Raw genomic sequence first — 17,006 nt, forward strand, 5'->3', positions numbered from 1 at the left:
GTCCAAGAAAGTCCGCCACCAGTCCCCCCAATCCCCACATCAGTCCTAGCGATGGACGTGCTTCCATGACCGGCGACGACCCGACCCACAAGGCGAAGGCACTGGTCAAGGCGCACTGCACCCCGATGCACGCAGCAATTGCGGGGTTCGTCCTCCGCTGGGAGAGCAATGCAGCAGTGCGGAGGAACAATGACCGACCCGTCGCTCGCTCACACATCGGATTCACTGCCACCACCGCGCGATTATCAGGTCACCGTGCTTCCCAACGGTATCCGCATCAGTGTCGGCACAGACGAATCGATCGTCGATGCGCTGCGCCGGCAGGGCTACCGATCCCGGTACAAATGCAGGCGAGGCGGGTGCGGAGCCTGCCGAGCCACACTCGTCGACGGGCAAGTCGTCTACCGCACGCCAGTGAGCGAATCGGTCGTCGACGGTCCCGACCGCGAGCCCGGTCAGCAAAAGTGCCTCCCCTGCCGGGCCTTTCCTCAATCAGACGTGACCATCGAACTCGGAGAACGGGACCGTCTCGTCGATGTCCTCGCAGGGTTCGGCCGGTCCCGACAACGCTCCACGTAGACCGTGGCCGCGAAGACACATCACACCACAGGAAGGTACCCACCATGTCCGTGCTGCGACTGGGCTATGTCCACATCAACGTCACCGACCTCGCCGAGGCCAAGAACCACTACATCAACACCCTCGGCATGGACGCCGTCCACGAAGAGGACGGCACCGTCTACCTCAAGTCCTGGGACGAAGCAGACCACCACTCCGTCGTCCTCAACGAAGGCGGCGTCGGACTGATCAAACTCGGCTACAAGGTCTCCGACGAGGACGCGCTCGCCGAGATCGAAACCCGGGTTCGTGCGTTCGGCGCCACTTGCGAACGGATGAGCAAGGGCGACAATCAATCCGTCGGCGACGGCCTTCGCGTGACTCTGCCGTCCGAACACACCCTCGAGCTCTACAGCGACATCGAGTACGTCGGCACCGCAACAGGGGTATGGAACCCGGACCCGTGGCCGCGCGGCGGAACCCGCGGCATCGGAGTGCCGCGCCTCGACCACACCCTCATCACCACCGAAGACCCCACACTGCTGGAACGCTTCTTCACCGAGGCGCTCGACTTCCAGGCCGCCGAACGCCTCGTCGGCGGCGAGGACAACAACGAACTCGTCGGCTCGTGGATGTTCTGCGGCGAGCAGCCACACGACGTCGCCTTCGTCCAAGGCGAGAACGGCAAACTGCACCACTTCGCTTATCACATCGCGGACTGGTCGGCGTTACTCCATGCCGGAGACGTTTTCTCCATGGAGGACGTGCCGATCGATTTCGGTCCGGCGCGTCACGGAATCACCCGCGGCGAGACGATCTACTTCTTCGATCCCGCCGGCAACCGTAACGAAGTCTTCTCCGGCGGGTACCGCACGGGCAAGGACTTCCGCACCATCACCTGGACCATGGATCAGGCCGCCCGCGGCATCAACTTCACCCATCGGGAACTGGACCAGAACTTCCTCACCGTCGTCACCTAAGGCACCGGCCACACACGCCGACGCCCGCGACCGGAAGTCCACAACGATTGCACCGTCACGGAGTAAACCAATGACCACCACAACCGACCAATCACCCGAAATCGCGAAGACCATCGACGTCAACGGTGTCGCTACCAACTATCACGATGTGGGAGAAGGTGCCCCCGTCGTCCTTATCCACGGGTCGGGTCCCGGCGTCACCGCGTGGGCGAACTGGCGCACAACGATCCCCCACCTCGCCGAAAAGTTCCGCGTCATCGCACCGGACATCCTCGGGTTCGGATACACCGAACGCCCGGACGGCGTCGAATACAACTCGACCACCTGGACCCATCATCTTGTGGGCCTGCTCGATGCTCTCGGCCTCGACAAAGTCTCCATCGTGGGCAACAGCTTCGGCGGATCACTCGCCCTGAACATCGCGACCAAGCACCCCGAGCGTGTCGACCGGCTTGTGCTGATGGGTAGCGTCGGGGTGCCCTTCGAGATCACCGACGGTCTCGACGCAGTCTGGGGTTTCGAGCCCTCCCTTCCGGCTATGCGCAAGCTGTTGGATGTCTTCGCCTACGACCGCTCGCTGGTCAACGATGAGCTCGCCGAGCTTCGACTGGCGGCAGCGACCCGACCAGGCGTTCAAGAGGCATTCAGTGCGATGTTCCCGGCACCGCGCCAGCAAGGTGTCGACGAGATGGCCGTCGACGAGACACTGATCGCCGGCCTGACGAACGACACTCTCATCGTGCACGGCCGCGACGATCAGGTCATACCGTTGTCCAACTCGCTGCGGCTGCTCGAACTCATCGGCCGCTCGCAGCTGCACGTGTTCGGACGCTGCGGTCACTGGGTCCAGATCGAGCACTCGGCCCGGTTCAACAGCATGGTCGCGGACTTTCTGTCCGAGTAGCCGCAGAATACGACAACGATGAAGGTGTCCGCGGCCGTCGCGGTTCAGCACGACGGCCGCGGACCTCGCCATCAGAAGGTACGCCCCCAGCCAGCATGAACGACGACCTGTTCGGCCACGAACTCGAATGGCAGCGAAACTCCCGATGCCGCAGGATGGGAACCGAGTTGTTCTTCCCACAGGACAGAGAATCTCCGCACCAGCGGTCGAAGCGTGAACGCGAAGCCAAACAGCTCTGCGCGCGCTGCACAGTCGCAGAGGAATGCCGAACCTACGCATTCGAAAAATCAGAGCAACACGGTATATGGGGCGGACTCTCTGCCACCGAACGACGGTCGAGGTACTGACCGCATAGCCGCACTTCGATGAAGCATCGCTTCCGTGTGCGATAGCTCGCCGGCATCGGGATCAGCACGGTGGAGTTCGAGTTGGAACTCGGCACGGACACGACCGGCACCGCACGCCCTCAAGGCCAGATCTCGGCCCGACCCCCTTGTCTTGGCCGGATCAAGCACGCCACCGACGGTGACACCCAGACGCTTACCTGGGCCCGCCCGCACCACCCTTATCGACGTCACCTGCAGGAGACACGCATGCCCACGCTCTTCCTCCACGCCCTGATCGCAGTGCTCAGCCTCTTGCACCGAGGCCAGTGGGGGGTCACGCCCCGCCGGATAATCTGGGAAATCGCGTACGCACGGGCCGCGATGCGCTGGGCGCAGATGTGTATCGACCCGTGGAGGTGTTCGAGCCGACCACTTCGAGGCAGAGTCAGTCACCGACATCGGCGTAGCCGATCCCTTCCCTAGCCGATGGCCGAGCGACCCGATTGCGCGCAATTAAGCCCGTGACCCTGCCCCAGCTGACTTCGTCAACCGCGGTCAGCGCTGCCTGGTGCTTGGAAGCGCTGGCATGGATCGCTGCGAAGGCCGACCGGGCCGAACACGCCGCGCAGCTGATGGGGGCGGCCGAAGGACTGTGGGAGAGCGCGGGCAGCACACCAGTGCACATTCCCGGTCTCCACATTCATCACGAACACTGTGCACGCCAGGCACATAACGCGCTGAGCCGCAAACGCTACGACGACGCCTTTCACTCCGGACGCCACATGACGCTGGCCGAGGCCGTGGCCTTCGCACTCGGCGAAGACACTCCGGCAAAGCCGGCGCACGCCGATTCGGACAACTACCACCTGACCAAACGTGAACACCAAGTCGCCGAACTCGTAGCGGACGGACTGACCAACAAGGCGATCGCAACGAGGCTGGTCATCTCCAATCGGACAGCGCAGGGGCACGTGGAGCACATCCTCACGAAACTGGGTTTCACCTCACGTACCCAGATTGCAGCGTGGGTAGCCGCCGGAAAACGGTAACTCCACATGTGTCGCAGTCCTCATCCTCGAGCGAGGAAACATCGCACCCTAGTTATCTCTCAACGCAATGCGCCCGCGTAGCTGACGGTCATATTGTCCTTTCCAGCCGGTCCGTTGGTGGAGACCGAGGTCATTCACAGCTCACGCCGTCGGGGCCGTGGCTGTCGGGATAGGGACAACAATGACGAACAGAGTCGAGGAACATCTCACAAGCTCTCGTGAAGATGACTTCATGGTTCAATTCTTCCGACGTTGGTCCGCATTCGGTGGAGGACCTGAGGAAGACATCCTGGTTACCTTCGGAATCTCCAAGCGTGAATACGAAGATCGCCTCTACGATCACGCCTGCAGCAATCGCATTCGCAGGTATCCCCCCGAAGTGAAGGATCTGATCCTCAAGTTCTGTTCGTCGCGCCAGCTCCGACGACATCGAAGCTCCGACTTGTATGAGTGTCAGCGGTTCGTGATCGGGTCAGCTACCCGTAGCGTCCCGTAGCAGACCGGAAGGGCTGACTCGAGAAGCTCCTGTCACCCGCACGGTGGGTTGACCCTTGTGGGGTGTGTCCAACCCTCCCGGTCTGCGTTCGCGGAGTGACTGAAGAGAGGCGTGACCCCAAGCTGCTGTGAGAGGTACTTGAAGTCGGATTGTCCTCCGCGGATCCCATCCTGACAGAGAAGGGAACCGTCTTCCATGATCGTCATCGGTATCGACCCGCACAAGTCCACCCACACCGCAACCGCGGTCGACCCGGCCACCAACACCGACCTCGGCTCGATCCGCATCGACGCCACCCTCACCGGCTACAAGACGCTGATTGCCTGGGCCAAGTCCTGGCCGCAACGCCAGTGGGCGGTCGAGAATGCCTACGGCCTCGGACATCACCTTGCGCAGTGGCTGCTCGTCCTCGGGGAGGTTACCCTCGACGTTCCGACCACCGCCACCGCCCGGGTGCGGGAACTCTCCCGCGGCGGCCGCCGCAAGAACGACCGCATCGACGCAGCCGCGGCGGCGTGTGTGGCCGCGCTGCAGGGCGACGCCCGCCCGGTCGACCCGGAGGGTCCCGCCGAGATTCTCGGACTACTCGACGAGCGACGAACAAATCTGTCCAACAGTAGAACCCGCAACATGAATCAGCTGCATGCGCTACTGCGGCAGCTGCTTGCCGGGGGTGCCCCGACCTCGCTCACCGCCTCTGCGGCAGCCGCCCTGTTACGAAGCTTCCGCGCCAAGAGCCCTGTCGACTGGATGCGGGTCGGGCTGTGTCGAGATCTCATCGCGGACATCCGACGCCTCGACGACCAGCTCGCGGCGAACGAGAAGCAGATGGCCGAGACCCTCGACGAGCACGGCACCCGCCTGCGCGAGGTCGACGGAATCGGTGCGGTGACCGCGGCCCGGCTGATCGGCCGCACCGGTCGGCCAGATCGTTTCCCGACCGCGGCGGCCTATGCGAACTACAACGGCTCGGCACCGGTCCAGATCGCCAGCGCCGACACCGACCGGCACCGACTCTCACGCTACGGCGACCGGCAGCTCAACAGCGCGCTCTACACCGTCGCTGTGGTTCAGATCCGGATGCGCGCCAGCGCCGGGCGCAACTATTTCGAGAAGAAAATCGCCGAGGGCAAGAAGCCGGCAGCGGCCAGGCGCGCCCTCAAACGTCACCTGTCCGATCACGTCTGGCGCATCATGCTGTCCGACGAAAAGCGTCGTCTTCAACCAGAGAACAATCACTCCGCAAGGGCCGCTTGACAAACAGAGAGGCACCCCACAACGGCTGCTGATCGATTTCCCGTCGCCGGAGCCATCCCATGACATGTCCGCACTACTACCCTCATCGTAGGACTTCCGACTATGCCAACCGTGCCCCTTGACGCGTTCGTCGCGGCGCTCAGTCCTATTCGCCCCCGGCGCCTGTCACGGATCCCAAAGACATCGTCCGGGACCTTGCCCTCGCCCGCGCGCAGGCGCGATGGGCACGCCTGTGCGTCGAGGATCCCGAGCAACGCTCGGCATAGTTTGTTCGGTAGCTCTGGTCGCCGTCCCGAAGGCAGGGCGCGGAACCGTTCGAAGCCAGTGATCACCACGGCGTTGCCCTCGGGCACGTTCGAGACTACCGGGGACGTCAGCGCTTGCCGGGTTCTGGCTGGGGCCTTGCTGACGATGCTTACGATGACGAACTCCGAGGTCGCGTCGGTATGCACCGTGACGCGATCACCCACAATCACCGGCCCAGTCCTTCCGTTAGGGGACCTGTCATCACTGCAGGTCAACATCCCATTCTGCCGGATCGGTCGCCGGTCGGACTTATCGCCGTCATCCCGTGGGCCGCGTATCGGCGGCCCGTACCCTTGCCCCATGTCCGCTGATCCCGGCCGCATCCGCGCCGACGGCCACCGGGCGCTGCCGAACCTGGCCGTACCGGACGCTTCGGCGGATCCCACATCATCACAGCGGCGGCATGCACCGGAACGGACATCGACCTGCTGATTCACACGTCCGTCGCACCGTTCGACGTTGTGGCCGAGGAGTGGTTTCCCGCGGCGACCGGGTTCGCCGTCACGGTTATCGTGCACATCGTCGACGCGCAGACGGGCGTGCCGCGGTATCTGCCGCCGGCGGAGCCCGCCGAGTAGGCGCGGGCGATCTTCTTCTCGACCGTCGATAACGCGCACGGATACTTCCTCGGCGCCGTCGACCCAGGCACTGGCACCCATCGACGCGGGCAGCTCGTATACCGCCTCTACCTCGACACCGACCGCCAGGCGATTCCCGTTCCCTCGGCAGGTGGTCACCTGCCCGCACTACCTACTATCTGCCCGCACCGGGTAGGTTGCGGCCGGATGACAACAACGGTTGCTGCATGGCAGTAGCCTGAGCTTGCGTGCAGTGACAAGTGCTTCCTGACGTGAGCGGGCCTCGAGCTTGTTCATCGCAGCGCGCAGATAGCTCTTCACGGTTTCGGGTCCCACGGAAAGTCTTTGGGCGATTTTGCTGTTGGTGCAGCCAAGCGCGACGTGCGAGAGAACGTCGATCTCGCGGGTTGCCAGGCGCACGCCGCGGTCCAGCCTCGTGGCGTTGGCGTTGTTCGGCCGGTGCAGGGTTGCGATCCGCTCGGACAACTCCGTGCAGCCGCGACCGCACGGTCGTGTCGGCGATGTGTTGCACCGCTCGCAGGGCGGCGTGGATGTCTCGGAGCTCCTCGGTGGTTGCGCCGTCCGCGCCGGCCGGTTCGATCGTGGCGAGCATCTGGAGTCTCCGATCGACCTCGTCGCGAACGAGGATCTCGGTGCCCAGTCGGCGGGACGCTGTGACGACGAGGTTGGCGGTGCGAGCACCGATCGGCGCGCATTCACGGTTCGCGGCGTAGAGGACCGCCCGCGCCTTGCGGCCGACCACCACCGGAACCGCGAGGACCGAACGCAGGCCTTCGGTGAGAACGGGCCGGTCGTAGTGGTAAGTGATGGTGGCCGAGCGTCTATAGTCGTGCACCGACATCGGGGCGCGGTGGGCGACTGCGCGTCCTCCGAGGCCCGAGTGCGGCTAGATCGACAATCCCTTCAACCCGGTGGTGCGGGTTCCCACGAATGCGCTCACTGCAGTACGTCGTCTTGGATCTCGCCGGCGAAGACGACGGGCGCGGCGCCGCATGCGGCGATGGTGCGTAACTCGCCGCGGAGGGCATCTCCGTCTCAGGGACGCAGAAGTGCGAATGCGGTAGCCGCCACAGTGGTTTCACCCTTTTGTTGGATGACTGGAGGATTGGTCGCACCCGTGTCGCGTGCCGAGCGACGGCCATGGACTCCATCAGCGCGAGATCAGAGTCAGGATCGCGGGCTCACCCAGCCTCGCCCCCTCGCCCGCCAATCGAGAGTGTGCGTGTCCGATCGGCGCTGTCATGTCGTCGGCGTAGGGCGGGTCCTCTGGCTCGGGGGTGAAGATGCCCAAGGGCGAGTGTTCGGCGTTGGCCCGTTTCTATTCCGAGCTGCCGACGCCATGAACCCGGCGCGAGAAGGTAGCAGAGGCGGCTCCAGTACTGGTTGGGGTTGAGGCCGAAGCGGATCCAGATTTCTTCATGCGGAGGTCCGCCGTAGGGAGCCAGGTGACCGCAAGGTTGACGAGCATGTGATCGTCGTCCCGAGAGATCGACACCCCTGGCGGCTGGGGTCGAGGGGTCAGCTGCCGCACTCCGGGGACGGTATGGCTGCTTGTGTCTGATCGGTGCATGTCGTTGTCGGTGCAGGGTGGCGCGCGGAGGCCGGGGCGGGTGGTGACGCCCCGGCCTCCGCGGTGGACTGCTATCCCTTCTTGAGGATCACGGTTTTGGTTTCGGTGTATCCGTCGAGGGCAGACGAGCCGTGTTCGCGGCCCCAGCCGGACTGCTTGTAGCCGCCGAACGGCAGTGCGGGGTCGAGGATGTGGTAGCTGTTGATCCACACGGTGCCGGCCCGGAACTTCGCGGCCAGGTTGTGGGCCTTGGCTACATCCGAGGTCCACACCGCGGCGGCGAGTCCGTAGTTGGTGTCGTTGGCGGCGTGAACCAACTCGTCGACGTCGTCGAACGGTGCGACGGTGACGACGGGCCCGAAGATCTCTTCCTTGACCACGCGCATGGTGGGCTTGGTATCGACGAGAACGGTCGGCTCGACGAAATATCCCACGTCGCCCTTGCGGGTACCGCCGGCGACGGCGGTGGCCCCCTCGGCGCGACCGCTGTCGAGGTATCCGAGCACGCGGTCGAGCTGCTGCTGGGAGACCAACGGTCCGAGCTGAGTATCCGCGGCCAGGCTGTCCCCGACCTTGATTTGCGCGGCGGCCTCGGCGATACCGGTGACCACCCGGTCGTACACCGACGACTGCACGAACAGCCGGGAACCCGCCTCACACGCTTCGCCCTGGTTGAAGAAGATCGCATTCGCCGCCCCGGCGATCGCGGCGTCGATGTCCGCGTCGGCGAAGATCACGTTCGGGGACTTGCCGCCGAGTTCGAGGGTGACTTTCTTCAGGTTCCCGCGGGCCGAGGCGATGATCTGCCGGCCGACCTCGGTGGATCCGGTGAACGAGATCTTGTCGACCCCGGGATGCCCGGTCAATGCCGCACCGACCTGGTCACCGTAACCGTGCACGATGTTCACCACCCCCTCGGGAACACCGGCTTCCCGCAGCACGTCACCGAGAAGGGCCGCGCTGAGCGGGGTCTGCTCGGCCGGCTTGAGGACGACGGTGTTCCCGGCGGCCAGAGCCGGCGCGAGCTTCCAGGCGGCGAGCAGCAGCGGGAAGTTCCACGCGATGATCGCCCCGACCACACCGACCGGCTCGCGCACGGTGTAGGCGAAGTAGTCCCCCGGCGTCGCGACCGCCGAGACGGGGATGGTGGTGCCCTCGAGCTTGGTAGGCCAGCCCGCGAAGTAGCGGAACCAGTCGATGGCCAGCGGGACGTCGACCAACTGGGCGTAGGTGACGGGCTTGCCGCTGTCGATGGCCTCGAGGATCGCGAACTGCTCGAGCTTGTCTTCGATGAGATCGGCGACCCGCCAGAGGATTTTGCTGCGTGCGGAAGCCGTCAGCCGACCCCATGGGCCGTCGAGGGCCCTACGCGCGGCGGCGACGGCCCGGTCCACATCCTCCGATGATCCCCGGGTGACCTGCGTCAGCGCGGCGCCGTTGGAGGGGTTGACCGTGGCGAACGTTTCGCCCGTGGCCGAGGCCACGTTCGAGCCGTCGATCAGGTGCTCGATCGGTCGGCTGAGGAAGTCGGCCACCGTGGGAGACAGTCCCGCGGTGGGGTTGATGGTGGAGGTCATTTCCCTACTCTCTGCAAGATGGTTGTGTGCTCTGAGATCCGCGCAGCGACAGCTGTTACGCGGGCAGGTCCGCTTTGGTGATGACCCAGAACTTCTTCACGAACGGGCCCTTCGAGGTCCAGGTGACGTGCACGCCGGACGGCAGTGCGATCAGGTCACCGGCCTTGAAGTCCCATTCCTCGTTCGTCTCGTCGTTGCGGACGTGGACCTCGCCCTCGAGCAGCAGGATCGTCTCGTCCCCGAGGGTTCCGGTGTAGGGCGTGACCAGCGTTCCGTCCGGTTCGCTGCCGGCGATGCCCTTGCCCGAGCGCCACAGCCCCGAGAGCACGGTGCCGCTGCTGCCCTCCGGGCGGAGGATGACCAGCTCGCCCTTGGTCAGGTCACCTTCGAGGGGTTCGGTGAAGTCGTACGGGGTCCAGGTTTCCGGGTTGTCGTTGACGTTCGCGATGATCAGGTCGTCGCTCTTGGCGCCCGTCGGATTGGGGCCGTCGAAGATGACCCAGAACTTCTTGAAGTAGGGGCCCTTGACGTCCCAGATCTGTTCGAGGCCCTTGGGCTCGTAGATGATCGAGCCGGGACCGACCTCATACTGCTTGCCCGTCGCCTTGACGGTGATGGTCGCGGAGCCCTCCAGGACGACCGCGCACTCGTCACCGAGGGGAGATGACCACACGATCGAGCCGGAACCGTCTGAACTAGCTCCCTGTGCTCCGGCGTGATACCGCCAGAAACCGGCGAGCAGGTTGCCGCTCGTCCCGTCCGGGCGGAAGACGGCGATCTCGCCCTGCACGTCGGTCCTCCCGAGTGCGGGCTCCTCCCACTCGAAGGGCTCCCACTCGTGCTTGGCCGGGTCGGCCGAGCCGCCGTAGACACGGCCCGTGGTGGTTTCTTGTGTCGTCATTCCTGTTCTCCTTCAGTGGGTGCTCGGTGGGCAGGGTGGGGGTGAAACATCGCTGAGGTGAGGATCAGTTGTGTGCCTGTGCGGCGGCCGGTTCCTTGCCGTTGGTGGAGACCGGACCTGGAGCCAGGTCCTTGAAGACGCCGAAGCTCGATTCCTGCTCGGTCATGTACGGGAAGTGGAATCCGCAGTTCGGGCACTGCTCACGCAGCACCGCCTGCTCCTGCCCGAGGTCGTAAACCTTGTCCTGAAGTTCGTTGCAGCACGGACAGATTCGCAACAACCGGGTTCCCACCAACTCGAAATTGGTGATGATGTCCTCCATGATGGCACCGTTCGCCGCCCACGCCTTCGCGTGCTTGTGATAGGTGTCGCTGTGCCAGTCGTAGAGGGCTTCCTTGCTCGCCCAGAAGCTGCACTCGTTGAACCACATGCGGTCGTCGGGGTGCTCCCACCAGGTCAGGTGCAAGAAGCCGGGCAGCTTCATCAGGTGATGCCGGGTGTCGGCGAAGACCACCTTGAACTTCTCGTACGCGTCCGGGCTGGAGAACCGCACACGCTGCATGCTCAGGTAGATAGCCATGATGGGGTGAAACCTCTCTTATCTGGATACAGTGCGTTCTCGGGGCGCCCCGGGGCTGTGGCGTCGACTCCAGCGCTCGCACTGACGTCGCTCTTCGCTCTGTGACTGCGTTCACACTTATCGTGTGTGGTTCCTATAGTTGACCTGATCCGAGCGGTCCAACAGATCCAATTCCGAGGGAGATAGAGGTACCGATTTGTCACCCGCCAGTAACACCCCAGACGGGCCGGATTCACCCCAACCCGCGTACCGCCGCCTCTACGAACAGCTGCGGGCGGGCATCCTCAGCGGCCAACTGAAGGCGGGATCGCCGCTGCCGGCCAGCCGCCGCCTCGCCACCGAAATGGGCATCTCCCGCAACACCGTCCTGGCCGCGTTCGAGCAGCTCGACGCCGAGGGCTACCTCGACCGCCGTCCCGGATCGGGCACCTACGTCGCCGACGTCCTGCCCGAACAGATGCTCACCATCAATCACGCTCCCTGGACCGGTTCCGGCGCCGACGACAGCTCCGGCAGGCTCTCGCACCGCGGCAGGGCGATCGCCGACACCCGCAGAATGCCGCTTCCGGAGGTCACCGGCGTTTCCGCCGAGGCGACCGCCTTCCAGATCGGCCTGCCCGCCCTCGACAGCTTCCCGGCCGAGCTATGGGCGCGGATGTACGGTGCGCGGCTGCGGCAATCGACCCACGACCTGATGCGCTACAGCGACCCACGCGGCTACCGCCCACTACGCGAGGCCATCGCCTCCTACATCGGCCCGGCACGCGGAATCCGCTGCACCGCAGACCAAGTGGTCATCGTCTCCGGATCGCAACAAGCCTTGGAGTTCTGCGGCCGGATCCTGCTCGATCCCGGCGACCCGGCCTGGATCGAGGACCCCTGCTATCTCGGGGCGAAGGCGGCCCTGATTTCCGCCGGAGCGCGTTTGGTGCCCGTGCCCGTCGACCGCAAAGGCATCGACGTGGCCGCCGGCATCGCACGCGAACCGAGCGCCAAGCTGGCCGTCCTGACCCCCTCGTACCAGTTCCCCCTCGGGGTCACCCTTTCCCTCGAGCGCCGACTCGCCCTGCTGGACTGGGCCGCCCAAGCCGGCGCCTGGATCGTCGAAGACGACTACGACAGCGAATTCCGGTACCGCGGCCGCCCGCTCGTCGCGCTGCAGGCCATCGACAAACACCGACGGGTGATCTACGTCGGCACCTTCAGCAAGATCATGTTCCCCGGGCTACGGCTGGGCTACCTGATCGCCCCGACCGAGCTCGTCGACGGCTTCGCCGCAGCGCATCTGAGCACCGACATGCATGCCCACCTGCTCGACCAGGCGGTGTTGGCCGACTTCATGGAGGCCGGCCACTTCACCAGGCACCTGCGCAGAATGCGCGTCCTCTGCGGCAAACGGCAGCAACTGCTGGTGTCCGAAGCCAAGAGCCGGCTGGGTAGCCGTATGCGGATCGAGGACCCCGACGGCGGGCTGCACCTGGTCGGCTGGCTCCCGGAAGGGCACGACGACCAGGCAGTCGCCGACCTCGCCTCCCGCCAGCGCCTCCACCTCTGGCCCCTCTCGACGCACTGCGTCGAAGCCGACCTGCCACCAGCCCTTCTGCTCGGCTACGCCGGAATCAAGGAACGCGACATCGGCGACGGCGTGGCCACTTTGGACCGAATTCTCCGTGGCTACAGACCACATGCCCGGTTGAGCTGACTGCCGCGGTGGGTTTCGCTCCGTCGCAAATTTGCGGCCGCTCCGGCCGCGTCATCCGGTCAGCAGTAACACACCCGTCACCACGTGCGCGCCGATCTTTGCGACCTCGAGCGCGATGTAAGGCGTAGTGCGCGTGCGACCGTGGCGTTTCCTCGCCGGAAAGGACGCGGTCGGAGCGCCGCGTAAGCCGAGGCCGTACCACCGCGAGTTGCACACTCAGGATTGCGACAACACTGACCGCCGCGACCACAATCCGGGTGGGCGGTTCACCGAGAACGACCGCGACGACCAGCATCACCGCCAGTATCGACTCGACGATGTTCAGTGCCCGGAACACGAGGCGGCCGATCCCCAGCCCGATCCGCAACGTAACGTCGGGGGCCCGGAACTTCAACGGCGCCTCGAGAAAGGAAATGGCCAGCACCATCCCCAGCCAGACGAATGTGACCGCAGTAGCCACTGCCATCGCGACGGTCAAAGTCCTCTCCCATCAACCCACGGCTTTTCCGCACGGTGTGAATTCGGTTCGACCTCAGATTCCAGAAGAGTCCGCGTCTGGTGGGATGACGTCAATCGTCTCGGGGGATTGAACTGGGTCATGGCCTGGTCTTGAAGTTCTGTGATGGTGTCGGTATTGAGTAGTTGCAGCCAGTTCGGACGCGTGAGCAGGTAGCAGATTCGATGCCAGAATGGCATGAGGCCGAACCCGAATCGCGCCCAGATATCGTCCTCTTTGGGTCCACCGAGGGGAATCCATTCGACGGCCAGAGCGAGCATCGCCTGATCGTCGTCCGGAAGGTTCCGGTTCGCCGGCAGTGTCACGGTGTTCCAGGACCGACGTTCCGGGAGTGGAGGTCTGGCAATTCCTGGCTCACTCATCGACTCTCCTTACGTCAACGGGTAGATGCTGCGAGCACAGAGTCCGCGGCACCCACCCGTTATGACTTGCATCCGCCGAACGGGCAGCGACACCCCTGTCCCACGCTGTTCTCCGAGATCAGCGTGAGATCAGCGTGCCGGTGGCTGTCCGGGCACTACCAAGAGCGAGCTGTGTTCACGCTGGCAGGTTCTCGTTGGTGATGACCCAGAATTTCTTCACGAACGGGGCCTTCGAGGTCCAGGTGACGTTCAGACCCGACGGGAGCGCGATGATGTCGCCGGCCTTGAAGTCGTACTCCTCGCCGGTTTCCTCGTTGACCAGGTGCGCCTGCCCTTCGAGCAGGAGCATGGTCTCGTCGCCGATCGGCGCGGTGTACGGGACGGTCGAGGAGCCGTCGGGTTCGCAGCCGGCGATCCCGACGCCGGTACGCCAGAGGCCGCACATCAGGGTGCCGGTGGAACCGGTGGACCGCAGCGCGAAAAGTTCACCGCAGACCTGCGAGCCGTGCTGCGGCTCGACCCACTCGTAGGGCTCCCACGACTCGGGGTTGTCGCTGATGTTGCCGACATAGAGGTCGTCGCCCTTGGTGGCTTCCTGGGGACTGTCCCACAGCACCCAGAACTTCTTCAGGAACGGTGCCTTGATTTCCCAGGTGATCTCGAGTCCCTTCGGGTGGCTCATGATCGTTCCGGGCTCGAGCTTGTACTGCTTGCCGGTGGCATTAACCGTCACGAGGGCCTCGCCCTCGAGGATCACCACGGTCTCGTCGGCGTCGGGGGCGGAGTAGTCCACGTGACAGGATCCGTCCGCTTCGCAACCGGCGATGCCGACCCCGGTGCGCCACAGGCCGGCCTGCTGGGCGCCGGAGGTGCTGCCGGTCCGGATGATGACGACCTCGCCCTTGACCTGGGGGCCGAGCTTGGGCTCGACCCACTCGAACGGGGTCCACTGTTCCGGGTTGGTGCTCCGGCTTCCGAATTCGATCTTTCGGACGAGTGATGTGGTCATTTCGTATTCCCTTTCAGTGGGTGCCCCGGTGGGCTCGGTGGGATAGAGACATCGAAGCTGCGGGGATCAGGCGTTCACCTGTGCGGCGGCCGGCTCCTTGCGGTTCGTGGAGACCGGAACTGGGGCCAGGTCCTTGAAGACCCCGAAGCTCGACTCCTGCTCGGTCATGTACGGGAAGTGGAATCCGCAGTTCGGGCACTGCTCACGCAGCACCGCCTGCTCCTGACCGAGGTCGTACGCCTTGTCCTGAAGTTCGTTGCAGCACGGACAGATTCGCAACAACCGGGTTCCCACCAACTCGAAGTTGGTGATGATGTCCTCCATGATGGCGCCGTTCGCCGCCCACGCCTTGGCGTGCTTGTGATAGGTGTCGGTGTGCCAGTCGTAGAGCGCTTCCTTGCTCGCCCAGAAGCTGCACTCGTTGAACCACATCCGGTCGTCGGGGTGCTCCCACCAGGTCAGGTGCAAAAACCCCGGCAGCTTCATCAGGTGGTGCCGGGTGTCGGCGAAGACGACCTTGAACTTCTCGTACGCGTCCGGGCTGGAGAACCGCACGCGCTGCATGCTCAGGTAGATAGCCATGATGGGGTGAAACCTTTCTCTTCTCGAAACAGTGCGCTCTCGGGGCGCCCGGGGAAGTGGGCGTCGACTCCAGCACTCGCACCGATGTCGCTCTGTGATCGCGTTCACACTGACGGTGTGTGTGGTTCCTATAGTTGACCTGATCCGACCGGTCCAACAGATCCAATTCCGAGGGAGTTAGAGGTACCGGTATGTCATCTGTCAGTAACACCCCAGATGGGCCGGATTCACCCGCACGCGCCTACCGCGGCTTGTATGAACAGCTGAGGGAGGGCATCTTCAGCGGCCAACGGAAGTGGTTCCTGCCGGATGAGCGGGCGCCGTCAGTCCGGGCGGGTCCAGCCGTTCTCCAGGCGGTACCGCCGCGGGCTTACCCGTATCGCGCGGTGAACTCCGGGCTGAAGTAGGCGGGTGTCGAGAACCCGAACCTGGACCCGATCTCGTTGATGGTCAGGTTCCGTGCTGCCGGGGAACCGAGTGCTCGCCGGGACGGTCAGTTCGGCGACCTCACATGCCAGTCGGACTGCCCCCTCCCCAGACATGCCGGCGGCGGACTGTGTCAGGCGGTCAAGCATCGGAGACAGGAAGAACCCGACACCGGCACTCGTGCGCACCGGGGTGGCTGTCAACTGCTGCAACTCCGCCGAGCTGACCGCGATGCTCTCACGGGGCCACGCGTACACCCGCAGTCGCCAATCCCCCGACATCGCCCAGGGGAAGGGCCGCGAGGTGTCGTAGACCGCGAGATCACCGCCGGACACGAAGCAGTGGCGGCCATCCTGAGCAAGGTATCCACTCCCGCGGTCGACCAGTCCGACAGCCAGAAGATCGCGGTCGGCGGCCGAGGCCAATTTTGGGTCCGGGTGAAGGTCTGCGGGGTCGAGGTGACCACCGATGCCTGCAGGTGACCGATTCTGCCGTGACCGCACCAACCCGGACAACGGCGAGGCGTCCTGCTGGGCGATCTGCAGCGCGATGAACGCTCCCGAATGACCCCGGTCCACGACCGCAGCGACGTCACCGTCTCGACGACAACCCCGTTCTCCGAGCCTGCCATGCGGTGCAGAGTACGACGCGCAGCGAGTCACGACCAGAGCACCACCGAACCGGCCCCACTTCAGGGTGGCACTCTCCGACAACTAGCTGGCACCGGTAGAACACCAAACCGTCTCCGAGGTGCCTACCGTCGGCACATCCCATTTACCCAATCATCCGTCAGCGAGGAACGACCATGACATCATTGGCCTGCCCTCGGGAGTGACCATCACCTGGACATCGAAAACAAATTCGTGAAGGCGTTCTGGGTCCTCATCAGCGAAACCCCGCCCGCCTGAACACAGCTTGAGGGCGGCCAGGGCTACGGCAGGGTTGCAGAACACCCCCTACTGCGTGCCTGTGGTCAACGGATGTCCTTCAGGAGGCTGTGTAGGCGGCCGCGCGTTCGGCTCCAATTGAGACTTCTCGCACTCAGCCGATCGAGCGGAAAGCGCGCTTCCCACTGTCCCTCGGCGGGGAGAGGTATCGGACATGCCTCTCGCCAGCTCGGCGCACACATCAGCGACACCGATCAAAAAAACCAAGGAGTAGCTCCAATGGCAACAGAAGCCTTAGCCACTAGTGTACGAACCATCACGAAGCTCCTCCCCGGTGCAGCAGTCGTCGCGTTTGCCGTAATCCTACTGCTGGCCAGCATGATTGGACCACCGTGGATGTACAGCCCGGCTCAACCCG

At 64.5% G+C, this 17,006-nt stretch carries 15 protein-coding genes and 3 pseudogenes; 8 read left to right on the forward strand and 10 right to left on the reverse strand.

All coding sequences use genetic code 11. The features are described 5' to 3' along the window. Positions 1-189: 189 nt before the first annotated feature. The 5 genes from JVH1_RS19055 (at position 190) to JVH1_RS19075 (ending at position 3,817) form a co-directional block, all read left to right on the forward strand. Positions 190-579, forward strand: a complete 390-nt coding sequence (locus JVH1_RS19055) for a 2Fe-2S iron-sulfur cluster-binding protein (RefSeq protein ID WP_063720721.1) — start codon at positions 190-192, stop codon at positions 577-579. A 44-nt stretch (positions 580-623) separates the two neighbouring features. Beyond that, entirely contained in the window at positions 624-1,538 is a 915-nt protein-coding gene (locus tag JVH1_RS19060) for a catechol 2,3-dioxygenase (protein ID WP_009480641.1), read from the forward strand. Positions 1,539-1,608: 70 nt separating this feature from the next. Then, positions 1,609-2,442 carry an alpha/beta fold hydrolase gene (locus JVH1_RS19065; RefSeq protein WP_009480640.1) on the forward strand — a complete coding sequence of 278 codons (834 nt, stop codon included), beginning with the start codon at positions 1,609-1,611 and terminating at the stop codon, positions 2,440-2,442. A gap of 95 nt (positions 2,443-2,537) precedes the next feature. Further along, on the forward strand, positions 2,538-2,789 hold the full coding sequence (locus JVH1_RS19070; RefSeq protein ID WP_009480639.1) for a WhiB family transcriptional regulator: 252 nt from the start codon (positions 2,538-2,540) through the stop codon (positions 2,787-2,789). 500 nt (positions 2,790-3,289) lie between these two features. Further along, complete coding sequence (locus JVH1_RS19075) at positions 3,290-3,817, forward strand: helix-turn-helix transcriptional regulator (protein WP_043782932.1); 528 nt, start codon at positions 3,290-3,292, stop codon at positions 3,815-3,817. A gap of 130 nt (positions 3,818-3,947) precedes the next feature. Here JVH1_RS19075 and JVH1_RS19080 read toward each other — a convergent pair whose 3' ends face one another. After that, on the reverse strand, positions 3,948-4,247 hold the full coding sequence (locus JVH1_RS19080) for a hypothetical protein (protein ID WP_237735343.1): 300 nt from the start codon (positions 4,245-4,247) through the stop codon (positions 3,948-3,950). A 261-nt stretch (positions 4,248-4,508) separates the two neighbouring features. On the opposite strand from JVH1_RS19080, the gene JVH1_RS19085 reads away from it, so the two are divergent. Then, the gene (locus JVH1_RS19085) at positions 4,509-5,570 is read left to right on the forward strand and encodes an IS110 family transposase (RefSeq protein WP_009480589.1); all 1,062 of its coding nucleotides are present in this window, start codon (positions 4,509-4,511) and stop codon (positions 5,568-5,570) included. Between the two features lie 606 nt (positions 5,571-6,176). Then, a pseudogene (locus JVH1_RS19090) lies at positions 6,177-6,650 on the forward strand (N-formylglutamate amidohydrolase). Here JVH1_RS19090 and JVH1_RS19095 read toward each other — a convergent pair. The 4 genes and pseudogenes from JVH1_RS19095 to JVH1_RS19110 all read right to left on the reverse strand — a co-directional run bounded on the left by JVH1_RS19095 (position 6,623) and on the right by JVH1_RS19110 (position 11,103). Further along, a pseudogene (locus JVH1_RS19095) lies at positions 6,623-7,477 on the reverse strand (LuxR C-terminal-related transcriptional regulator). The pseudogenes JVH1_RS19090 and JVH1_RS19095 overlap by 28 nt on opposite strands. Before the next feature lie 639 nt (positions 7,478-8,116). Continuing rightward, positions 8,117-9,622 (reverse strand): aldehyde dehydrogenase family protein, encoded by a 1,506-nt coding sequence (locus JVH1_RS19100; protein ID WP_009476594.1) that lies wholly within the window; start codon positions 9,620-9,622, stop codon positions 8,117-8,119. A gap of 55 nt (positions 9,623-9,677) precedes the next feature. Next, the gene (locus JVH1_RS19105; protein ID WP_009476593.1) at positions 9,678-10,523 is read right to left on the reverse strand and encodes a cupin domain-containing protein; all 846 of its coding nucleotides are present in this window, start codon (positions 10,521-10,523) and stop codon (positions 9,678-9,680) included. A gap of 64 nt (positions 10,524-10,587) precedes the next feature. Then, positions 10,588-11,103: an antibiotic biosynthesis monooxygenase gene (locus JVH1_RS19110; RefSeq protein ID WP_009476592.1), complete on the reverse strand. Its 516-nt coding sequence runs from the start codon at positions 11,101-11,103 to the stop codon at positions 10,588-10,590. A gap of 196 nt (positions 11,104-11,299) precedes the next feature. Here JVH1_RS19110 and JVH1_RS19115 point away from each other — a divergent pair, with 196 nt between their 5' ends. Continuing rightward, positions 11,300-12,805 carry a PLP-dependent aminotransferase family protein gene (locus JVH1_RS19115; protein ID WP_009476591.1) on the forward strand — a complete coding sequence of 502 codons (1,506 nt, stop codon included), beginning with the start codon at positions 11,300-11,302 and terminating at the stop codon, positions 12,803-12,805. 51 nt (positions 12,806-12,856) lie between these two features. Here JVH1_RS19115 and JVH1_RS19120 read toward each other — a convergent pair. The 5 genes and pseudogenes from JVH1_RS19120 to JVH1_RS19140 all read right to left on the reverse strand — a co-directional run bounded on the left by JVH1_RS19120 (position 12,857) and on the right by JVH1_RS19140 (position 16,279). Beyond that, a pseudogene (locus JVH1_RS19120) lies at positions 12,857-13,283 on the reverse strand (hypothetical protein). Continuing rightward, positions 13,280-13,684, reverse strand: a complete 405-nt coding sequence (locus JVH1_RS19125) for a hypothetical protein (RefSeq protein ID WP_009476590.1) — start codon at positions 13,682-13,684, stop codon at positions 13,280-13,282. Before JVH1_RS19125 ends, JVH1_RS19120 begins: the two are co-directional and overlap by 4 nt. A gap of 175 nt (positions 13,685-13,859) precedes the next feature. Beyond that, positions 13,860-14,693: a cupin domain-containing protein gene (locus JVH1_RS19130; RefSeq protein ID WP_009476589.1), complete on the reverse strand. Its 834-nt coding sequence runs from the start codon at positions 14,691-14,693 to the stop codon at positions 13,860-13,862. A gap of 66 nt (positions 14,694-14,759) precedes the next feature. Next, positions 14,760-15,275: an antibiotic biosynthesis monooxygenase gene (locus tag JVH1_RS19135; RefSeq protein ID WP_009476588.1), complete on the reverse strand. Its 516-nt coding sequence runs from the start codon at positions 15,273-15,275 to the stop codon at positions 14,760-14,762. Positions 15,276-15,598: 323 nt separating this feature from the next. After that, complete coding sequence (locus tag JVH1_RS19140) at positions 15,599-16,279, reverse strand: transcriptional regulator (protein WP_157174036.1); 681 nt, start codon at positions 16,277-16,279, stop codon at positions 15,599-15,601. Between the last annotated feature and the right edge of the window lie 727 nt (positions 16,280-17,006).

It is taken from the genome of Rhodococcus sp. JVH1 (genome assembly GCF_000280725.2).
GTDB lineage: Bacteria > Actinomycetota > Actinomycetes > Mycobacteriales > Mycobacteriaceae > Rhodococcus_F > Rhodococcus_F jostii_A.

Coding starts and splice junctions, on each gene's coding strand:
- JVH1_RS19085 (WP_009480589.1), top strand. CDS start 4,509: ATGATCGTCATCGGTATCGACCCGCACAAGTCCACCCACACCGCAACC.
- JVH1_RS19105 (WP_009476593.1), bottom strand. CDS start 10,523: ATGACGACACAAGAAACCACCACGGGCCGTGTCTACGGCGGCTCGGCC.
- JVH1_RS19100 (WP_009476594.1), bottom strand. CDS start 9,622: ATGACCTCCACCATCAACCCCACCGCGGGACTGTCTCCCACGGTGGCC.
- JVH1_RS19055 (WP_063720721.1), top strand. CDS start 190: ATGACCGACCCGTCGCTCGCTCACACATCGGATTCACTGCCACCACCG.
- JVH1_RS19130 (WP_009476589.1), bottom strand. CDS start 14,693: ATGACCACATCACTCGTCCGAAAGATCGAATTCGGAAGCCGGAGCACC.
- JVH1_RS19080 (WP_237735343.1), bottom strand. CDS start 4,247: ATGTCGTCGGAGCTGGCGCGACGAACAGAACTTGAGGATCAGATCCTT.
- JVH1_RS19135 (WP_009476588.1), bottom strand. CDS start 15,275: ATGGCTATCTACCTGAGCATGCAGCGCGTGCGGTTCTCCAGCCCGGAC.
- JVH1_RS19065 (WP_009480640.1), top strand. CDS start 1,609: ATGACCACCACAACCGACCAATCACCCGAAATCGCGAAGACCATCGAC.
- JVH1_RS19070 (WP_009480639.1), top strand. CDS start 2,538: ATGAACGACGACCTGTTCGGCCACGAACTCGAATGGCAGCGAAACTCC.
- JVH1_RS19060 (WP_009480641.1), top strand. CDS start 624: ATGTCCGTGCTGCGACTGGGCTATGTCCACATCAACGTCACCGACCTC.
- JVH1_RS19125 (WP_009476590.1), bottom strand. CDS start 13,684: ATGAGTGAGCCAGGAATTGCCAGACCTCCACTCCCGGAACGTCGGTCC.
- JVH1_RS19110 (WP_009476592.1), bottom strand. CDS start 11,103: ATGGCTATCTACCTGAGCATGCAGCGTGTGCGGTTCTCCAGCCCGGAC.